The organism is Lapillicoccus sp. (assembly GCF_046595215.1).
Taxonomy (GTDB): domain Bacteria; phylum Actinomycetota; class Actinomycetes; order Actinomycetales; family Dermatophilaceae; genus Lapillicoccus.
Genome location: NZ_JBKJPP010000110.1, coordinates 1 through 14,924 on the forward strand (window position 1 = coordinate 1; position 14,924 = coordinate 14,924).

Here is a 14,924-nt window from a genome sequence, read left to right on the forward strand (position 1 = left end):
CGCGGCGCGAACCCGCCCGGTGGCCGCGGCGGCACCCGGTCGGGGTGGCGCTTCAACACGTCATCGACGGTCACCTGGAATGCGACGTCAGGAGAGCCACAAAAATCACACACGCCACACCAGTCACACCAGTCACACTAGTCACACCAGGAATCACTCATCTAGGCTGCACCACGTGAGTCGCCTCCTTCTGCTCGACGGACATTCGCTGGCCTACCGTGCCTTCTTCGCGCTCCCGGCCGAGAACTTCTCGACGAAGACGGGCCAGCACACCAACGCCGTCTACGGCTTCACCTCGATGCTGATCAACCTGCTGCGGGACGAGGAGCCGACCCACCTGGCGGTCGCCTTCGACATCTCGCGCCAGACCTTCCGGGTGGAGGAGTACCCCGAGTACAAGGCCGGGCGCACGGCGACGCCGGACGAGTTCAAGGGCCAGGTCTCGCTCCTTCACGAGGTGCTCGATGCGCTGAGGATCCGTTACGTCGAGTCGGAGGGCTACGAGGCCGACGACATCATCGCGACGCTGACCACGATGGCGACCGCGCAGGACGTCGAGGTCCTCATCTGCTCGGGCGACCGCGACGCGATCCAGCTCGTCACCGACAAGGTCACGCTCCTCTACCCCGTCAAGGGCGTCTCGGAGCTGACCCGGCTGACCCCGGCGGCTGTCGAGGCCAAGTACGGCGTGCTGCCGGAGCGCTACAGCGACCTGGCCGCCCTCGTCGGGGAGTCCTCCGACAACCTGCCGGGAGTCCCCGGGGTCGGGCCCAAGACCGCCGCGAAGTGGATCGGCCTGTATGCCGACCTGCCGGGCATCGTCGCGAACGTCGACAAGATCGGTGGCAAGGCCGGGGAGTCGCTGCGCCAGCACCTTGACGGCGTCCTGCGCAACCGGCGACTCAACCAGCTGATCCGCGACATGGACCTCCCGCTGGAGGTCGGGGACCTCGAGCGCCAGACCTGGGACCGCGAGGAGGTCCACACCGTCTTCGACGGGCTGGAGTTCCGGGTGCTGCGCGAGCGGCTCTTCGCAACCCTGGAGGCGGTGACGGTGGAGGCCGAGTCCGGCTTCGACGTCGACGGCGACGTCCTCACGAGCACCGAGGTGCCCGGCTGGTTCGCCGAGCACACCCGTGTGGGTGAGCGCGTCGGGGTCTCGGTCGTCGGCCAGTGGGCCCGTGGCACCGGCGACGTGCGGGCCCTGGCCGTTGCCGCGGCAGACGGCCACGCGGCATACCTCGAGGTGACCGACCTCGACGAGCCGGCCGAGCAGGCGATTGCCAGCTGGCTCGCCGACCCCGACCGGGCGAAGGTCCTGCACGACTCCAAGGGGCCGTCGCAGGCGCTCGCGGCCCGTGGCTGGACCCTCGCCGGGCTGACGAGTGACACCGCGCTCGCCGCCTACCTCGTCAAGCCGGACCAGCGTTCCTACGACCTCGGCGACCTTGCCCTGCGGATGCTGCGCCGCGAGCTGAAGAACGACACCGACAGGCACGGCCAGGGGATGCTCGACTTCGAGGGGGAGGGCGACCGGGCGGCCGGCGAGGCGATGGTCGTCGCCAGGGCGGTCCTCGCGCTGTCCGACGCGCTGGACGGCGAGCTCGCTCGGACCGACGGCACCGCGCTGCTGCGCGACGTCGAGCTGCCGCTCGTCGAGGTGCTCGCCCGGATGGAGCGCGCCGGCATCGCCGTCGACGTCGAGGCGCTGGAGGCCCTGTTCACCGACTTCGACGGACAGGTGGCCAACGCCCAGCAGGCGGCGTGGGACTCCATCGGCGACGAGTCGGTCAACCTCGGCTCGCCGAAGCAGCTGCAGGAGGTGCTCTTCGAGCGCCTCAAGCTGCCGAAGACCAAGCGGACCAAGACCGGCTACACCACCGACGCCGACGCGCTCAACGACCTCGGCACCAAGGTCGATGTGCCCTTCCTCAACCAGCTCCTGGCCTTCCGGGACGCAGCGCGGCTGCGGGTCACCGTCGAGGGCCTGCTCAAGTCGGTTGCCGAGGACGGGCGGATCCACACGACCTACATCCAGACGATCGCCGCGACCGGCCGCCTCAGCTCGACCGACCCCAACCTCCAGAACGTCCCGATCCGCACCGAGGAGGGCCGCCGCATCCGCGAGATGTTCGTCGTCGGGCGGGGGTTCGAGTCGCTGATGTCGGTCGACTACAGCCAGATCGAGATGCGGGTCATGGCCCACCTGTCCGGTGACGAGGGGCTCACCGCCGCGTTCCGGACCGGCGAGGACCTGCACAGCTTCGTCGGGTCGAAGGTCTTCGCCGTCGGAGTCGACGACGTCACCTCGGCGATGCGGTCGAAGATCAAGGCGATGTCCTACGGGCTGGCCTACGGGCTCTCGGCGTTCGGCCTCTCCAAACAGCTGTCCATCAGCACGGGCGAGGCCAAGGACCTCATGGACGTCTACTTCCAGCGGTTCGGCGGCGTGCGCGACTACCTGCACGAGCTCGTCGCCGAGGCGCGCAGCACCGGCTACACCGCGACCATGCTCGGCCGGCGCCGCTACCTGCCCGACCTGACGTCGGACAACCGGCAGCGCCGCGAGATGGCCGAGCGGATGGCGCTCAACGCGCCGATCCAGGGCTCCGCGGCCGACATCATGAAGGTCGCCATGCTCAAGGTCGACTCGGGACTTGCCGCCGCCGGCGCGCAGTCCCGGATGCTCCTGCAGGTGCACGACGAGCTGGTCCTCGAGATCGCGCCGGGCGAACGGGACGACGTGGAGAAGCTCGTCCGACACGAGATGGGCCACGCCGTCAAGATGGACGTGCCACTCGACGTCAGCGTCGGCGTCGGCCGGTCCTGGCACGACGCCGCGCACTGAGCGCCGGTCGTGGCTCGCATCAGGCTCATCGAACCGGTGACGCCGCGGCTGGTCCTGCGGCAGTGGCGAGACACCGACCGGGAGCAGTTTGCCGCGCTCAACGCGGATCCCGTTGTCATGGAACACTTTCCGGCGCCTCTGACCCGAGCGGAGTCCGACGCGATGGTCGATCGCCTCACGGCCCGGATCGACGCAGATGGCTACGGCCTCTGGGCTGTCGAGGTCCGTGACACCCACGAGTTCATCGGGTTCGTCGGGTTGGCGCGGCCGACGTTCGAGACAGCCTTCACGCCGTGCACCGAGATCGGCTGGCGGCTGGCCCGGGCCGCGTGGGGGCAGGGGTTCGCCACCGAGGCGGCCAGCGCCGCCCTCGACGTCGCCTTCGGCCCGCTCGGACTCGATGAAGTCCTGTCGTGGACGTTCATGGGCAACCTGGCGAGCCGGGCCGTGATGGAGCGGTTGGGGATGACCCGCGACCCGGCTGACGACTTCGACCACCCCCGACTGCCGGAGGGTGATCGCCTCCGACGTCACGTGCTCCACCGGATTCGGGGGGCGATGCCTTCCCGCCCCCCGACTTCATCAGTGGAGGTATATCCGAGACGTCTAGCGCTCGGATATACCTCCACCGGGAAGTGCGGCTCCCAAGGGTGGCCGGTCTCGACGCGGTGGCTACGGCTTCTCGGCGACGAAGATCGCCGTGCCGGGGATGAGCCTGCCCCGCAGCGGTGACCACCCGCCCCAGGTCGCGGTGTTGGTCTCGGGCCACTCCGGTTCGACGACGTCGATGACCCGCAGGCCCGCGGCGGCGAGCTCACGCACCCGGTCCCCGATCGTGCGGTGGTGCTCGACGTAGGTCGCGCGGCCCGTCTCGTCCTGCTCGACGTAGGGCGTGCGGTCGAAGTAGGACTGGATCACCCGCAGACCTCCCTCGCCCGGGTCGTCGGGCAGTGCCCAGCGCAGGGGATGGGTGGTCGAGAAGACGAAGCGCCCCCCGGGCCGCAGCACCCGGGACGCCTCGTGCATGACGAGCGCCGAGTCGGCGACGAAGGGGACGACGCCGTATGCCGTGAAGACGACATCGAAGCTCTCGTCGGCGAAGGGCAGGGCGAGGCCGTCCACCTGCACGAGGGGCACCCGCCCGCTCGGATCACTCACCCTGTGGTTGAGCTCGAGGCCCTGTCTGAGCATGCCGAAGGACAGGTCGGAGGCGACGATCCGGACGTCCTGGCTCGCGAGCCAGCGCGAGCACTGGGCCGCACCGGCCCCGATCTCGAGGATCCGGGCGCCGCTGACGTCGCCGAGCAGCCTCGCGTCAGCCTCGCGAAGACCCTCCGGGCCCCAGATGAAGTCGGCGTCGCCGAGGAAGCCCCCGTGCTCGAGGTAGTACTCGTCCGCCTGTCCGTCCCACCACGACCGGTTCGCCTCCACCGTCTCGTCCTGATCGGCGGCGCGCCGGGCCACGGTGCCGGCCACGACCTCGGCGATGGTAAGGGCCGCGGCGGGGGAGGTGGGGGTCTCAGGCGTGCTCACGGCATACAGTCTCTCGCGTGGCGGCGGCTTTGACCGGGTCCGGACCGCACGGGTAGGCTGAGGGTGCATACGCGTGTGTGCGCCCATAGTTTGTGCCTATCCACTTGTCCACCATCGGAGTTCCTCCTACATGACTGCCAGCACGGTCGAGAAGACCGCCCCTCAGGTTGCCATCAACGACATTGGCTCTGAGGAAGACCTGCTCGCCGCAATCGACGCGACGATCAAGGATTTCAATGACGGAGACATCGTCGAAGGTGTCATTGTCAAGGTCGACCGGGACGAGGTCCTGCTCGACATCGGCTACAAGACCGAGGGTGTCATCCCCTCGCGCGAGCTCTCCATCAAGCACGACGTCGACCCCTCTGAGGTCGTCAAGGTCGGCGACGAGGTCGAGGCCCTCGTCCTCCAGAAGGAGGACAAGGAAGGTCGGCTGATCCTGTCCAAGAAGCGGGCTCAGTACGAGCGCGCCTGGGGCACGATCGAGAAGATCAAGGAGGAGGACGGCGTCGTCACCGGCACCGTCATCGAGGTCGTCAAGGGTGGGCTCATCCTCGACATCGGCCTGCGCGGCTTCCTCCCCGCCTCCCTCGTGGAGATGCGCCGGGTCCGCGACCTCCAGCCCTACGTCGGCAAGGAGATCGAGGCCAAGATCATCGAGCTCGACAAGAACCGCAACAACGTGGTCCTGTCGCGTCGGGCCTGGCTCGAGCAGACGCAGTCCGAGGTGCGCACCACCTTCCTCAAGGAGCTCCAGAAGGGGCAGGTCCGGTCAGGGGTCGTCAGCAGCATCGTCAACTTCGGTGCGTTCGTCGACCTTGGCGGTGTCGACGGTCTCGTGCACGTCTCCGAGCTGTCCTGGAAGCACATCGACCACCCGTCCGAGGTCGTCGAGGTCGGCACCGAGGTCACCGTCGAGGTGCTCGACGTCGACATGGACCGCGAGCGCGTCTCCCTGTCGCTGAAGGCGACGCAGGAGGACCCGTGGCAGCACTTCGCGCGGACCCACGCGATTGGCCAGGTCGTCCCGGGCAAGGTCACCAAACTCGTTCCCTTCGGTGCCTTCGTGCGCGTCGACGACGGCATCGAGGGCCTGGTCCACATCTCCGAGCTGGCCGAGCGCCACGTGGAGCTGCCGGAGCAGGTCGTCAACGTCGGCGACGAGATCTTCGTCAAGGTCATCGACATCGACCTCGAGCGTCGCCGGATCTCGCTGTCGCTCAAGCAGGCCAACGACGAGGGCTCCACGGCCGCGGAGTTCGACCCGACGCTCTACGGGATGGCCGCCGAGTACGACGACGAGGGGAACTACAAGTACCCCGAAGGCTTCGACCCGGAGACCAACGAGTGGCTCGAGGGCTTCGAGACGCAGCGCGAGAAGTGGGAGAAGCAGTACGCCGAGGCCCACACCCGCTGGGAGGCGCACAAGGCGCAGGTCGAGTCGGCGGCCAAGGCCGACGCCGAGGCTGCTGCTGGCGGGGGCGACAGCACGTCGTACTCCTCGGCCACCGGCGACGTCGCCCCCGAGGAGGGCACCGAGCGTCCGGCGGCGCGACCGGTGGTCGCTGCCGAGGGCACGCTGGCGTCCGACGAGGCGCTCGCCGCCCTGCGTGAGAAGCTCACCGGCAACTGATTCGCCGTATGCCGTGACCGGCACCCACCGCCGTGGGTCGCTGACCTCACCAGGAAGGCCCGGACCGACTGGTCCGGGCCTTCCCGCGTGCTGTGCCTCGATCGCGGAACCATAGGGCCAGCGGAGGTCGACAGCCAGTCTGGCATCCTGCTCGCAGTCGTCGCCCAGCTGACCGGTTGCCTGGTGCTGGCTTGCGCGGCGTCCGCGATCGCGCGCCGATCGATAGCGGAACCGGGCGAGACGGTGGCCGGGGCAGCGGTGGGGTGGATCCCTCGCGGTCTGGGCCGCGGTCGTCTTGGTCTGTCTCGCGCTGGGGGTCCGGGCGACCTGTGACCCTCTGACCTGACCTGGTGCCGCTGCAGGTGGCTCAGCTGGTCGGTGTCACCTTGCCGCTGTCGACGAGAGCTGCTGGCACCGTCCACTCGGGCAGCCCGACGAGCCCGACGACGGGGCGCAGCTCTTCGGCATACTGCACGGCGAGCGGCTGGTCGGTCAGCCGACGGGCCGGGGCGGTGCCCTTGACCCGGTGCAGGGTGAGCGAGATCGCGCCGACGGTGTCGGGCGTGACCTCCTCGGCCGGGATCCTGGCCGTGAAGTCGTAGGTCGAGCGCTCCTCGACGTGGTGCGCTCGTTCGGCCGGCGGCCCGTCCGGATGGGCGAATGAGCGCCGCGCGCCGAGGTCCGCCAGCGACGCCGCGTGGATGAGCCGGTCGCCGAGGGTGATCTCGTAGGCGTAGTCGCCGTTGAACACGCTCCCCTGGCTGAGCGGCCCGTCGACGAGGTGGGCGTCGGTGACCGTCAGCCCTCCCCGGGTCACCCTCACGCGCAGCCGCACGTAGGCCTCGGGCGCCTCGCTCCCGGGTCGGATCCGCTCCTCGACCTGCGACGGCACCTGGTCGTCGTAGCCACGTCTCGGTGGCCGGCTCGAGCCTGCGGCCGCGCGGGCCTCCTTGACCTCGGCCTTGATCCGGTCCGACCTCCCGGGCTGCGGCATCCGGTCGGTCTTCGTCGGCCCGCTGGACGTGCCAGGCTCCACCGGTTCGTCGCGCCCGGGCTTGGTCCCCCTGGCGTTGTCGTCGCTCATGATGTGTCCCTTCACCAGTTCCGGCCGAAGCGGTAGTTGTGGATCCAGCGGAAGTGGATGCGTTGGAGGGACAACGAACGCCGTCCCGTGATGATGCCGAACCAGTCCTTGTTGTGCACGTAGAGGTTGGGCTCCCCCGTGCCGCCGCCGAGGTTGGCCACCTCGAAGCGGTCCTGCGGTCCGAGGTTCCACTCACCGACCCAGTCGCCGGTGAAGCTCGCCTGCAGCCCGGTCCCGGTCGAGATCATCCGCCCGAGATACTCCTCGGACCAGTCGTCGGCGTTGTAGGCGAACAGGTCGGTGCGCCCGTCGCCGGAGATGTCGGCGGGGAAGAAGCGGTCGTGCCGGGCCAGACCGCCCCATCCGGGGACGTCGCCGTCGTAGCGGGCCACCATGGACAGGCTTGACCCCGTCGAGCGGAACATCCCGAGGTAGGACATCGACCAGTCGTCTCCGTTGAAGATGAACAGGTCGTCCCGGCCGTCGCCGTCGAAGTCACCGACCAGGACCTGGTCGTGGCCGGCCAGTCCGCCCCAACCGGTGATGTCCCCGTCGAAGCGGGCCGTCATCGAGTAGGTCGAGCCGGTGGACCGGAAGAGCCCGAGGTAGGTCATCGACCAATCCATACCGTTGAGGATGACGAGGTCGTCCTTGCCGTCGCCGCCGAGGTCCGCCACGAAGAACTGGTCGTGCCGCGCGAGCCCGCCCCACCCGGGGATGTCCCCGTCGAACCGGCGGCTCATGGTGAAGCCGCTGCCCGTGCTGCGGAGCATCGCCACATACGTCATCGACCAGTCGTCACCGTTCCAGACGACGAGGTCGTCCCGGCCGTCCCCGTTGAAGTCCGCCACGAGGAAGTGGTCCCCCCGCGCGAACCCGCCCCAGCCGGGGATGTCCCCGTCGTAGCGGGCCACGAGCCGCAGCCCACCCGACCCGTCACCGACGAGCAGCCCGAGATAGGGGATGGCCCAGTCGACACCGTTGAAGACGGCCACCTCGTCGACACCGTCCCCGTTGAAGTCACCCACGAAGAACTGGTCGTGGGGTTTGAACTGCCAGGATCCCGGGATCCGCTCCACGGCACTGGAGGAGTGGTCGAGCTGCGAGCCGTTCGAACGGAAGATCTGAATCGAGTTGTCCGCGTGGACGAGCAGGTCGCTGCGGTCGTTGCCGGAGAACCTCCCGGGCACGCAGTGCAGGAAGTCGTGGCCGGTGTTGTGGTCGTACTGCTGCTTGAACGAGGTGTAGCAGACCGGGCAGTAGGCGGGGCTGTTGCTCTTCATCCGGCAGTCCTCGACCGGCCGGTAGACACCGGTGTTGACCGTGCCACCGCCCTCGAAGAGCCCGACGTCGGTGTTGCTGTCCCACGTCGAGGGCCGGGGGCCCTGGTTCCAGCTCGCCCCTGAGCCGACGCCGGTCGGGACCGGGGTCGTCGGCGCGATGAACTGGCGCCACTTCGTCGTCGCCCGGTTGCCGTCGGCCGTGAGATTGACCGGCTCGCCGCCACCGCCCCACGCTCCCGTGACGGAGTACTCGTCCCCAAGGCTGCCGAGACCGTGCCCGAACTCGTGGGCGATGGTCTCCCACCCCACGCCCATCGGCACGTGGGCCCGCCCCCCGCCGCCACACCCGCCGAAGCCGGGGTTGTTGAGGACGACGAGGACGAAGTCGTGGTCGGGCACCCAGGTGTCGAGGGCGGTCGTGATCAACGTGTCGGTGTTGGCGCCGTAGTCGAGCCAGCAGTGCGCCCAGGACCCGTTGAAGATCATGTTCAGCGGGGTGTTGCGGGTCGTCTGCGAGGCGATGGTGTCGTCGCTCGCGTCGTCGGGGGTGCCGTGCAGGTCGTAGGTCCTCGTGCTCACACCCGAGTCCACCGACTCGAGGTTGACGCGGTAGATGTTCCAGGCCGACGCGTCCTCGAGGAAGTAGTCGTGGGCGAACACGCCCTGCATCACCGTCGTGTCGACCCAGGTGTTGTATGCCGCCTGGTCGGCGGCCGTGAACCCGTCGCCGAGGATGACGAGGTTCTTCTTGGTCCCCGCTGGTCCAGCGGCGCGGAGGCGAGTGACGCTGTCGGCCATGAGTGGCCCCTTCCGTCCCGGGTGCCCAAGGCGGTGACACGTGCGGGTCGCACGGGTGCCTGTGGCTCTAGCGGGGAGGAGGGGTCGGTGGATCCCCCTGATACGTGAGGCTGTTCAGCCGACTACGCTGGCCGCGTGCTCACCGTCGGACTCACCGGAGGGATCGGCTCCGGCAAGTCAACCGTTGCCGACCTGCTCGCCGAGCTGGGCGCCGTGGTCATCGACGCCGACCAGGTGGCCCGCGAGGTCGTCGAGCCCGGAACCCCCACCCTGGCGGCCGTCGCAGCGCGATTCGGCGAGCACCTGGTCCGTGCCGACGGGTCCCTCGACCGGGCTGGTCTCGCAGCGGTCGTGTTCCCGGACCCCGGTGCCCTCGCCGACCTCAACGCGATCACCGGGCCGGCGATCAGCTCACGGGTCGCCCTGCTGCGAGCGGGGATCGACCCCGGCACCATCACCGTCTACGACATGCCGCTTCTCGTCGAGCGACGCCTCTGGCCGCACGAGCACCTCACGCTCGTGGTGGGCGCGGACGAGGAGGTCCGCCTGCGCCGGCTCGTCGGGCAACGCGGGCTGCGTGAGGAGGACGCCCGTCACCGGATGGCCGCCCAGGCGAGCGACGCCGAGCGCCGCGCGGCGGCCGACATCTGGGTCGACAACAACGGTCCGCGAGAGGCGACCCTGGGGCAGGTCCGCCGGCTCTGGGGGACCCGCCTCGTGCCCTTCAACGTGAACCTGGTCACGGGCACCCGCAGCCGACGCCCCGACCAGGTCGCGGTGGTCGAGCCCGACCCGACGTGGCCGGCCCAGGCAGCGCGCCTCGTCGCCCGGATCGAGGACGCGCTGGGCGCCCTGCCCCCGGGCGCCGTCCTGTCCGTCGACCACATCGGGTCGACCAGCGTGCCGGACCTCATCGCCAAGGACGTCATCGACCTCCAGGTCACCGTCCGACACCTCGCCGACGCCGACGACCCGAGCTTCGTCCAGGCCCTGGAGCAGCGGGGCTTCCTCCGCGTCCCTGAGAACCTCCAGGACCACGCCCACCCGCCGCGAACCGACGCAGCGGACTGGCAGAAGCGGTTCCATGCGTCGACGGATCCGGGCCGGGTGGCTCACCTCCATGTCCGCGAGCTCGGTTCTGGTGGTTGGGAGTTCGCGTTGCTCTTCCGTGACTGGCTGCGAGCCGAGGAGGACGAACTAGCGGCGTATGCCGCGGCGAAGCGGCGCCTGCTCGGCGTCGTCGAGTCAACCACCGCGTATGCCGCGGCCAAGGAGCCGTGGTTCGCCGAGGCATACCCCCGGGCCCTGGCCTGGGCCCAGCAGTCCGGTTGGCGGGCGCCGGGCGGGGCCCACCACGACGGCTGGCCCGGCTAGCTGTCGGTGGTGGGGCTTACGGTTGACCCATGCGTCCCACCACCGACATCAAGCGCACCGTGGCCCCCTTCGAGGTGGTCTCGGAGTTCACCCCGAGCGGCGACCAGCCGACGGCCATCGCCGAGATCGCCCGCCGGATCAAGGCCGGCGAGCAGGACACCGTCCTGCTCGGCGCGACGGGCACCGGCAAGTCGGCGACGACGGCGTGGGTGATCGAGCAGGTCCAGCGCCCGACCCTGGTCATGGCGCCGAACAAGACGCTCGCCGCCCAGCTGGCCAACGAGTTCCGCGAGCTGCTGCCCAACAACGCGGTGGAGTACTTCGTCTCCTACTACGACTACTACCAGCCCGAGGCCTACATCCCGCAGACGGACACCTACATCGAGAAGGACTCCTCGATCAACGAGGAGGTGGAGCGGCTGCGACACAGCGCGACCCAGTCGCTGCTGACCCGGCGGGACGTCATCGTCGTCGCCTCGGTGTCCTGCATCTACGGGCTCGGCACCCCGCAGGAGTACGTCGACCGGATGGTCCAGCTGCGGGTCGGCCAGGAGATCAGGCGCGACGACCTGCTGCGCCAGTTCGTCCAGATGCAATACACCCGGAACGACCTCGCGTTCACCCGCGGCACCTTCCGGGTGCGCGGGGACACGGTGGAGATCATCCCGGTATACGAGGAGCTCGCGATCCGCATCGAGTTCTTCGGTGACGAGGTCGAACGGATCTACACCCTCCACCCGCTCACCGGTGAGGTGGTGCGTGAGGAGGACGAGATGTACGTCTTCCCCGCGACCCACTACGTCGCCGGTCCCGAGCGGATGGAGCGGGCCATCATCGGGATCGAGCTGGAGCTGGTCGACCGCCTGGCCGAGCTGGAGCAGCAGGGCAAGCTGCTCGAGGCCCAGCGGCTGCGGATGCGCACGACCTACGACATCGAGATGATGCGCCAGGTCGGCTCCTGCAGCGGCATCGAGAACTACTCCCGCCACATCGACGGCCGGGCCGCGGGGACCGCCCCGAGCTGTCTCATCGACTACTTCCCCGAGGACTTCCTCCTCGTCATCGACGAGTCGCACCAGACGGTGCCCCAGATCGGGGCGATGTACGAGGGCGACATGTCCCGCAAGCGGATGCTGGTCGACCACGGCTTCCGGCTGCCGAGCGCGACGGACAACCGGCCGCTGATGTGGGAGGAGTTCCTCGAGCGGATCGGCCAGACCCTCTACCTCTCGGCGACGCCGGGCACCTACGAGACGGCGAAATCCGGCGTAGCAGTCGAGCAGATCATCCGCCCGACCGGGCTGATCGACCCCGAGATCGTCCTCAAGCCGACCAAGGGCCAGATCGACGACCTGCTCCACGAGATCAACCTCCGGGCGGACAGGAACGAGCGGGTCCTGGTCACCACCTTGACCAAGAAGATGGCCGAGGACCTCACCGACTACCTCCTCGACAAGGGCGTCCGGGTCCGCTACCTCCACTCCGACATCGACACGCTGCGCCGGGTCGAGCTGCTGCGCGAGCTGCGGCTGGGGGAGTATGACGTCCTCATCGGCATCAACCTCCTGCGCGAGGGGCTGGACCTGCCCGAGGTGTCGCTCGTCAGCATCCTCGACGCCGACAAGGAGGGCTTCCTCCGCTCGGCCCGCAGCCTGATCCAGACCATCGGCCGCGCCGCGCGCAACGTCAGCGGGCAGGTCCACATGTATGCCGACAAGATCACCCCCTCGATGCGACAGGCCCTCGACGAGACGTCCCGCCGCCGCGAGAAGCAGGTCGCCTACAACCTCGAGCGCGGCGTCGACCCGCAGCCGTTGCGCCGCAAGATCGCCGACATCACCGACCTGCTGAACCGCGAGGACGCCGACACCGAGGCCCTGCTCGGCAGCGGCCGGGCCCAGTCCCGGGGCAAGACGGCCAAGGGCGGCGGCGGCCGCGGCGCCATGGCCGCCGACGTCGGGGTCGCCGCCGGCAACCGGGCCGAGGGGATGCCCGCCTCCGACCTCGCCAACCTCATCCAGGAGCTCACGACGCAGATGCACCAGGCGGCCACGGAGCTGCACTTCGAGCTCGCGGCGAGGTTGCGCGACGAGCTCGGCGACCTGAAGAAGGAGCTGCGCCAGATGAACCGTGCCATCTCGTGAGCTCGGCCGACGACGCGAGGGCAGCAGGGTCAGTGGGGGCAGCAGGGTCAGGCGATGCAGGGCCAGGGGGTGCAGAGCCGGTGGGGGAGCGTATGCCGTTCGGCGCGGCCCGCGTGCCTGCGCCAGTGCTCGTGCTGTTCGCGGTGCTCTCCGTCCAGTTCGGTGGTGCGCTGGCTGCGACCCTCGTCCCGACGATCGGCGCGGCCGGCTCGGTCACCCTCCGGCTGGCCATCGGCACGGTCATCCTCCTCGCCGTGGTCCGCCCGACGGTGCGCGGCCACAGCCGGGGTGACTGGACGACGGTGCTGCTCTTCGGGCTCGCGCTCGGCTGCATGAACTGGGCGTTCTACGCGTCGCTGGCCCGGCTGCCCATCGGGGTGGCCGTCACGATCGAGTTCATCGGACCGCTCACCCTCACGGCGGTGCTCTCGCGGCGCGGCAAGGACGCGGCCGCCGTCGTCGGGGCGGCCGTCGGCGTGCTGCTCATCTCCCGGGCCCTCAGCATGCCGTTCGCCGACCTCGACCTGCTCGGGCTGGGGCTGGCCGCGACCGCGGGGGCCTGCTGGGCGGCATACATCGTCCTCTCCGCCCGCACCGGGGCGGCCTTCTCCCAGCTGGACGGACTGGCGCTGGCGATGGTCGTCTCCACGGTCCTCGTCGCCCCCTTCGGCCTGGGCTCGGTGGGCCAGTGGACGGGGGAGGTGCTGCTCAAGGGCCTCGGCATCGCCGTGCTGTCCTCGGTGCTGCCCTACTCCCTCGAGCTGCTGGCCCTGCGCCGACTCAGCGCGCAGGTCTTCGGCATCATGCTCAGCCTCGAGCCCGCCGTCGCTGCCCTGGCCGGGCTCCTCGTGCTGCACCAACGCCTGACCGGGTGGCAGCTGCTGGGCATGGCGTTCGTCGTGGGGGCCAGCGCCCTCGTCATGGGTGGACGGGAGCGGGCTGACCCGGCCGAGGCGGCGAGCACCTGACGAGGGCTCGAGCACCTGACGAACGCTCAGAGCAGCGGGTTGTCCTGCTCGCTCGCAGCGACCATCCGCTCCTCCTCGCGGACGTCCTTGCGGTCACGGCTCGACTTCATCAGGCTCGCCACCGTGGTGACCGTGAGGATGCCGACGATCGCGCCGAGTGACACGGAGATCGGGACCTCCCAGACCGGCAGCGGCTGGCCGTCGTTGAGGAACGGCAGGTTGTTCTCGTGCAGGGCGTGCAGGACGAGCTTGACGCCGATGAAGGCGAGCAGGACGGCGAGGCCGACGCTGAGGTAGACCAGCTTCTTGAGCAGGCCGCCGATCAGGAAGTAGAGCTGGCGCAGGCCCATCAGCGCGAAGATGTTGGCCGTCAGGACGAGGTAGGGCTCCTTCGTCAGGCCGTAGATCGCCGGGATGGAGTCGAGCGCGAAGAGCAGGTCGGTCGTCCCCAGCGCGAGGATGACGATGAACATCGGCGTGATCAGCCGCTTGCCGGCCTCGACGGTCGTGAGGTGCGCCCCGCGGAACTCCGTCGTGGCGGGCAGACGCCGCTCGACCCACATGAGGAAGCGGTTCTCCTCGAACTCCTCGTCGTCGTTGCCCTCGCGGGAGAGCTTGACGGCTGTGTAGATGAGGAAGGCGCCGAAGACGTAGAACACCCAGGCGTACTCGTTGATGACCGCCGCCCCCAGCGCGATGAAGATGCCCCGCAGGATGATCGCGATGACGATGCCGATGAGCAGCGCCGACTGCTGGAGGCGCTCGGGGACCCGGAACTTCGCCATGATCAGGAGGAAGACGAAGAGGTTGTCGATCGAGAGCGAGTACTCCGTCAGCCACCCCGCAAAGTACTCACCGGCATACTGGCCACCGGCGAACTTCCAGACACCGAGACCGAAGATGACGGCGAGGCCGACGTAGAGCGCCAGGTTCCAGGCGCACTCTCGCAGGGTGGGGACGTGTGGTCGTCGACCGATGACGACGATGTCGACGACGAGGAAGACGGTGAGCAGGCCGATGGTGGTCCACCAGACAACGGGAGAGACATCCACAGGTTCAAAGCCTTCCGGGCACAGTGCAACAAGCAGTGGCCGGAGGTCTCTCCCGCCCTGGGGCGGACCGGCACCCCGGGCCCGACCGACCCCGAGGTCGACGTGCCGTGCTGACGAGGAAACCGCTTGTCGGGGATACTCCCCTCCGTGTTCAGGGTCAAGCATCGCACAGGCGGCGGCATTCCCTTTAAGGCCGGCCCGCCCCGC

10 protein-coding genes are annotated in these 14,924 nt (G+C 69.3%); 6 read left to right on the forward strand and 4 right to left on the reverse strand.

Features of this window, described 5'->3' with window-relative positions; translation table 11 throughout:
• Positions 1 to 175: 175 nt before the first annotated feature.
• Both polA and ACLL9L_RS08770 read left to right on the forward strand, forming a co-directional pair.
• Positions 176 to 2,848, forward strand: coding sequence for a DNA polymerase I (gene polA, locus ACLL9L_RS08765; protein ID WP_411284264.1), 2,673 nt, complete (start codon positions 176 to 178; stop codon positions 2,846 to 2,848).
• Between the two features lie 9 nt (positions 2,849 to 2,857).
• Positions 2,858 to 3,580: a GNAT family N-acetyltransferase gene (locus ACLL9L_RS08770; protein WP_411284265.1), complete on the forward strand. Its 723-nt coding sequence runs from the start codon at positions 2,858 to 2,860 to the stop codon at positions 3,578 to 3,580.
• Here the strand turns inward: ACLL9L_RS08770 and ACLL9L_RS08775 are convergent.
• Complete coding sequence (locus ACLL9L_RS08775; RefSeq protein WP_411284300.1) at positions 3,521 to 4,324, reverse strand: class I SAM-dependent methyltransferase; 804 nt, start codon at positions 4,322 to 4,324, stop codon at positions 3,521 to 3,523. The genes ACLL9L_RS08770 and ACLL9L_RS08775 overlap by 60 nt on opposite strands.
• A gap of 187 nt (positions 4,325 to 4,511) precedes the next feature.
• Here ACLL9L_RS08775 and rpsA point away from each other — a divergent pair, with 187 nt between their 5' ends.
• Positions 4,512 to 6,014 carry a 30S ribosomal protein S1 gene (rpsA, locus tag ACLL9L_RS08780; RefSeq protein WP_411284266.1) on the forward strand — a complete coding sequence of 501 codons (1,503 nt, stop codon included), beginning with the start codon at positions 4,512 to 4,514 and terminating at the stop codon, positions 6,012 to 6,014.
• A gap of 367 nt (positions 6,015 to 6,381) precedes the next feature.
• Here rpsA and ACLL9L_RS08785 read toward each other — a convergent pair whose 3' ends face one another.
• On the reverse strand, positions 6,382 to 7,098 hold the full coding sequence (locus ACLL9L_RS08785; RefSeq protein WP_411284267.1) for a hypothetical protein: 717 nt from the start codon (positions 7,096 to 7,098) through the stop codon (positions 6,382 to 6,384).
• An 11-nt stretch (positions 7,099 to 7,109) separates the two neighbouring features.
• Complete coding sequence (locus tag ACLL9L_RS08790; RefSeq protein ID WP_411284268.1) at positions 7,110 to 9,179, reverse strand: M64 family metallopeptidase; 2,070 nt, start codon at positions 9,177 to 9,179, stop codon at positions 7,110 to 7,112.
• A gap of 135 nt (positions 9,180 to 9,314) precedes the next feature.
• Between ACLL9L_RS08790 and coaE the strand changes: the two genes are divergently transcribed.
• The 3 genes from coaE (at position 9,315) to ACLL9L_RS08805 (ending at position 13,665) form a co-directional block, all read left to right on the forward strand.
• Complete coding sequence (gene coaE, locus ACLL9L_RS08795; protein ID WP_411284269.1) at positions 9,315 to 10,553, forward strand: dephospho-CoA kinase; 1,239 nt, start codon at positions 9,315 to 9,317, stop codon at positions 10,551 to 10,553.
• A 29-nt stretch (positions 10,554 to 10,582) separates the two neighbouring features.
• Positions 10,583 to 12,697 (forward strand): excinuclease ABC subunit UvrB, encoded by a 2,115-nt coding sequence (gene uvrB, locus ACLL9L_RS08800; RefSeq protein ID WP_411284270.1) that lies wholly within the window; start codon positions 10,583 to 10,585, stop codon positions 12,695 to 12,697.
• 92 nt (positions 12,698 to 12,789) lie between these two features.
• Positions 12,790 to 13,665, forward strand: coding sequence for an EamA family transporter (locus ACLL9L_RS08805; RefSeq protein ID WP_411284301.1), 876 nt, complete (start codon positions 12,790 to 12,792; stop codon positions 13,663 to 13,665).
• A 26-nt stretch (positions 13,666 to 13,691) separates the two neighbouring features.
• On the opposite strand, the gene ACLL9L_RS08810 is transcribed toward ACLL9L_RS08805, so the two are convergent.
• Positions 13,692 to 14,717, reverse strand: coding sequence for a TerC family protein (locus tag ACLL9L_RS08810; RefSeq protein WP_411284271.1), 1,026 nt, complete (start codon positions 14,715 to 14,717; stop codon positions 13,692 to 13,694).
• Positions 14,718 to 14,924 lie beyond the last annotated feature (207 nt).

Coding starts and splice junctions, on each gene's coding strand:
- rpsA (WP_411284266.1), top strand. CDS start 4,512: ATGACTGCCAGCACGGTCGAGAAGACCGCCCCTCAGGTTGCCATCAAC.
- ACLL9L_RS08805 (WP_411284301.1), top strand. CDS start 12,790: ATGCCGTTCGGCGCGGCCCGCGTGCCTGCGCCAGTGCTCGTGCTGTTC.
- uvrB (WP_411284270.1), top strand. CDS start 10,583: ATGCGTCCCACCACCGACATCAAGCGCACCGTGGCCCCCTTCGAGGTG.
- ACLL9L_RS08790 (WP_411284268.1), bottom strand. CDS start 9,179: ATGGCCGACAGCGTCACTCGCCTCCGCGCCGCTGGACCAGCGGGGACC.
- ACLL9L_RS08785 (WP_411284267.1), bottom strand. CDS start 7,098: ATGAGCGACGACAACGCCAGGGGGACCAAGCCCGGGCGCGACGAACCG.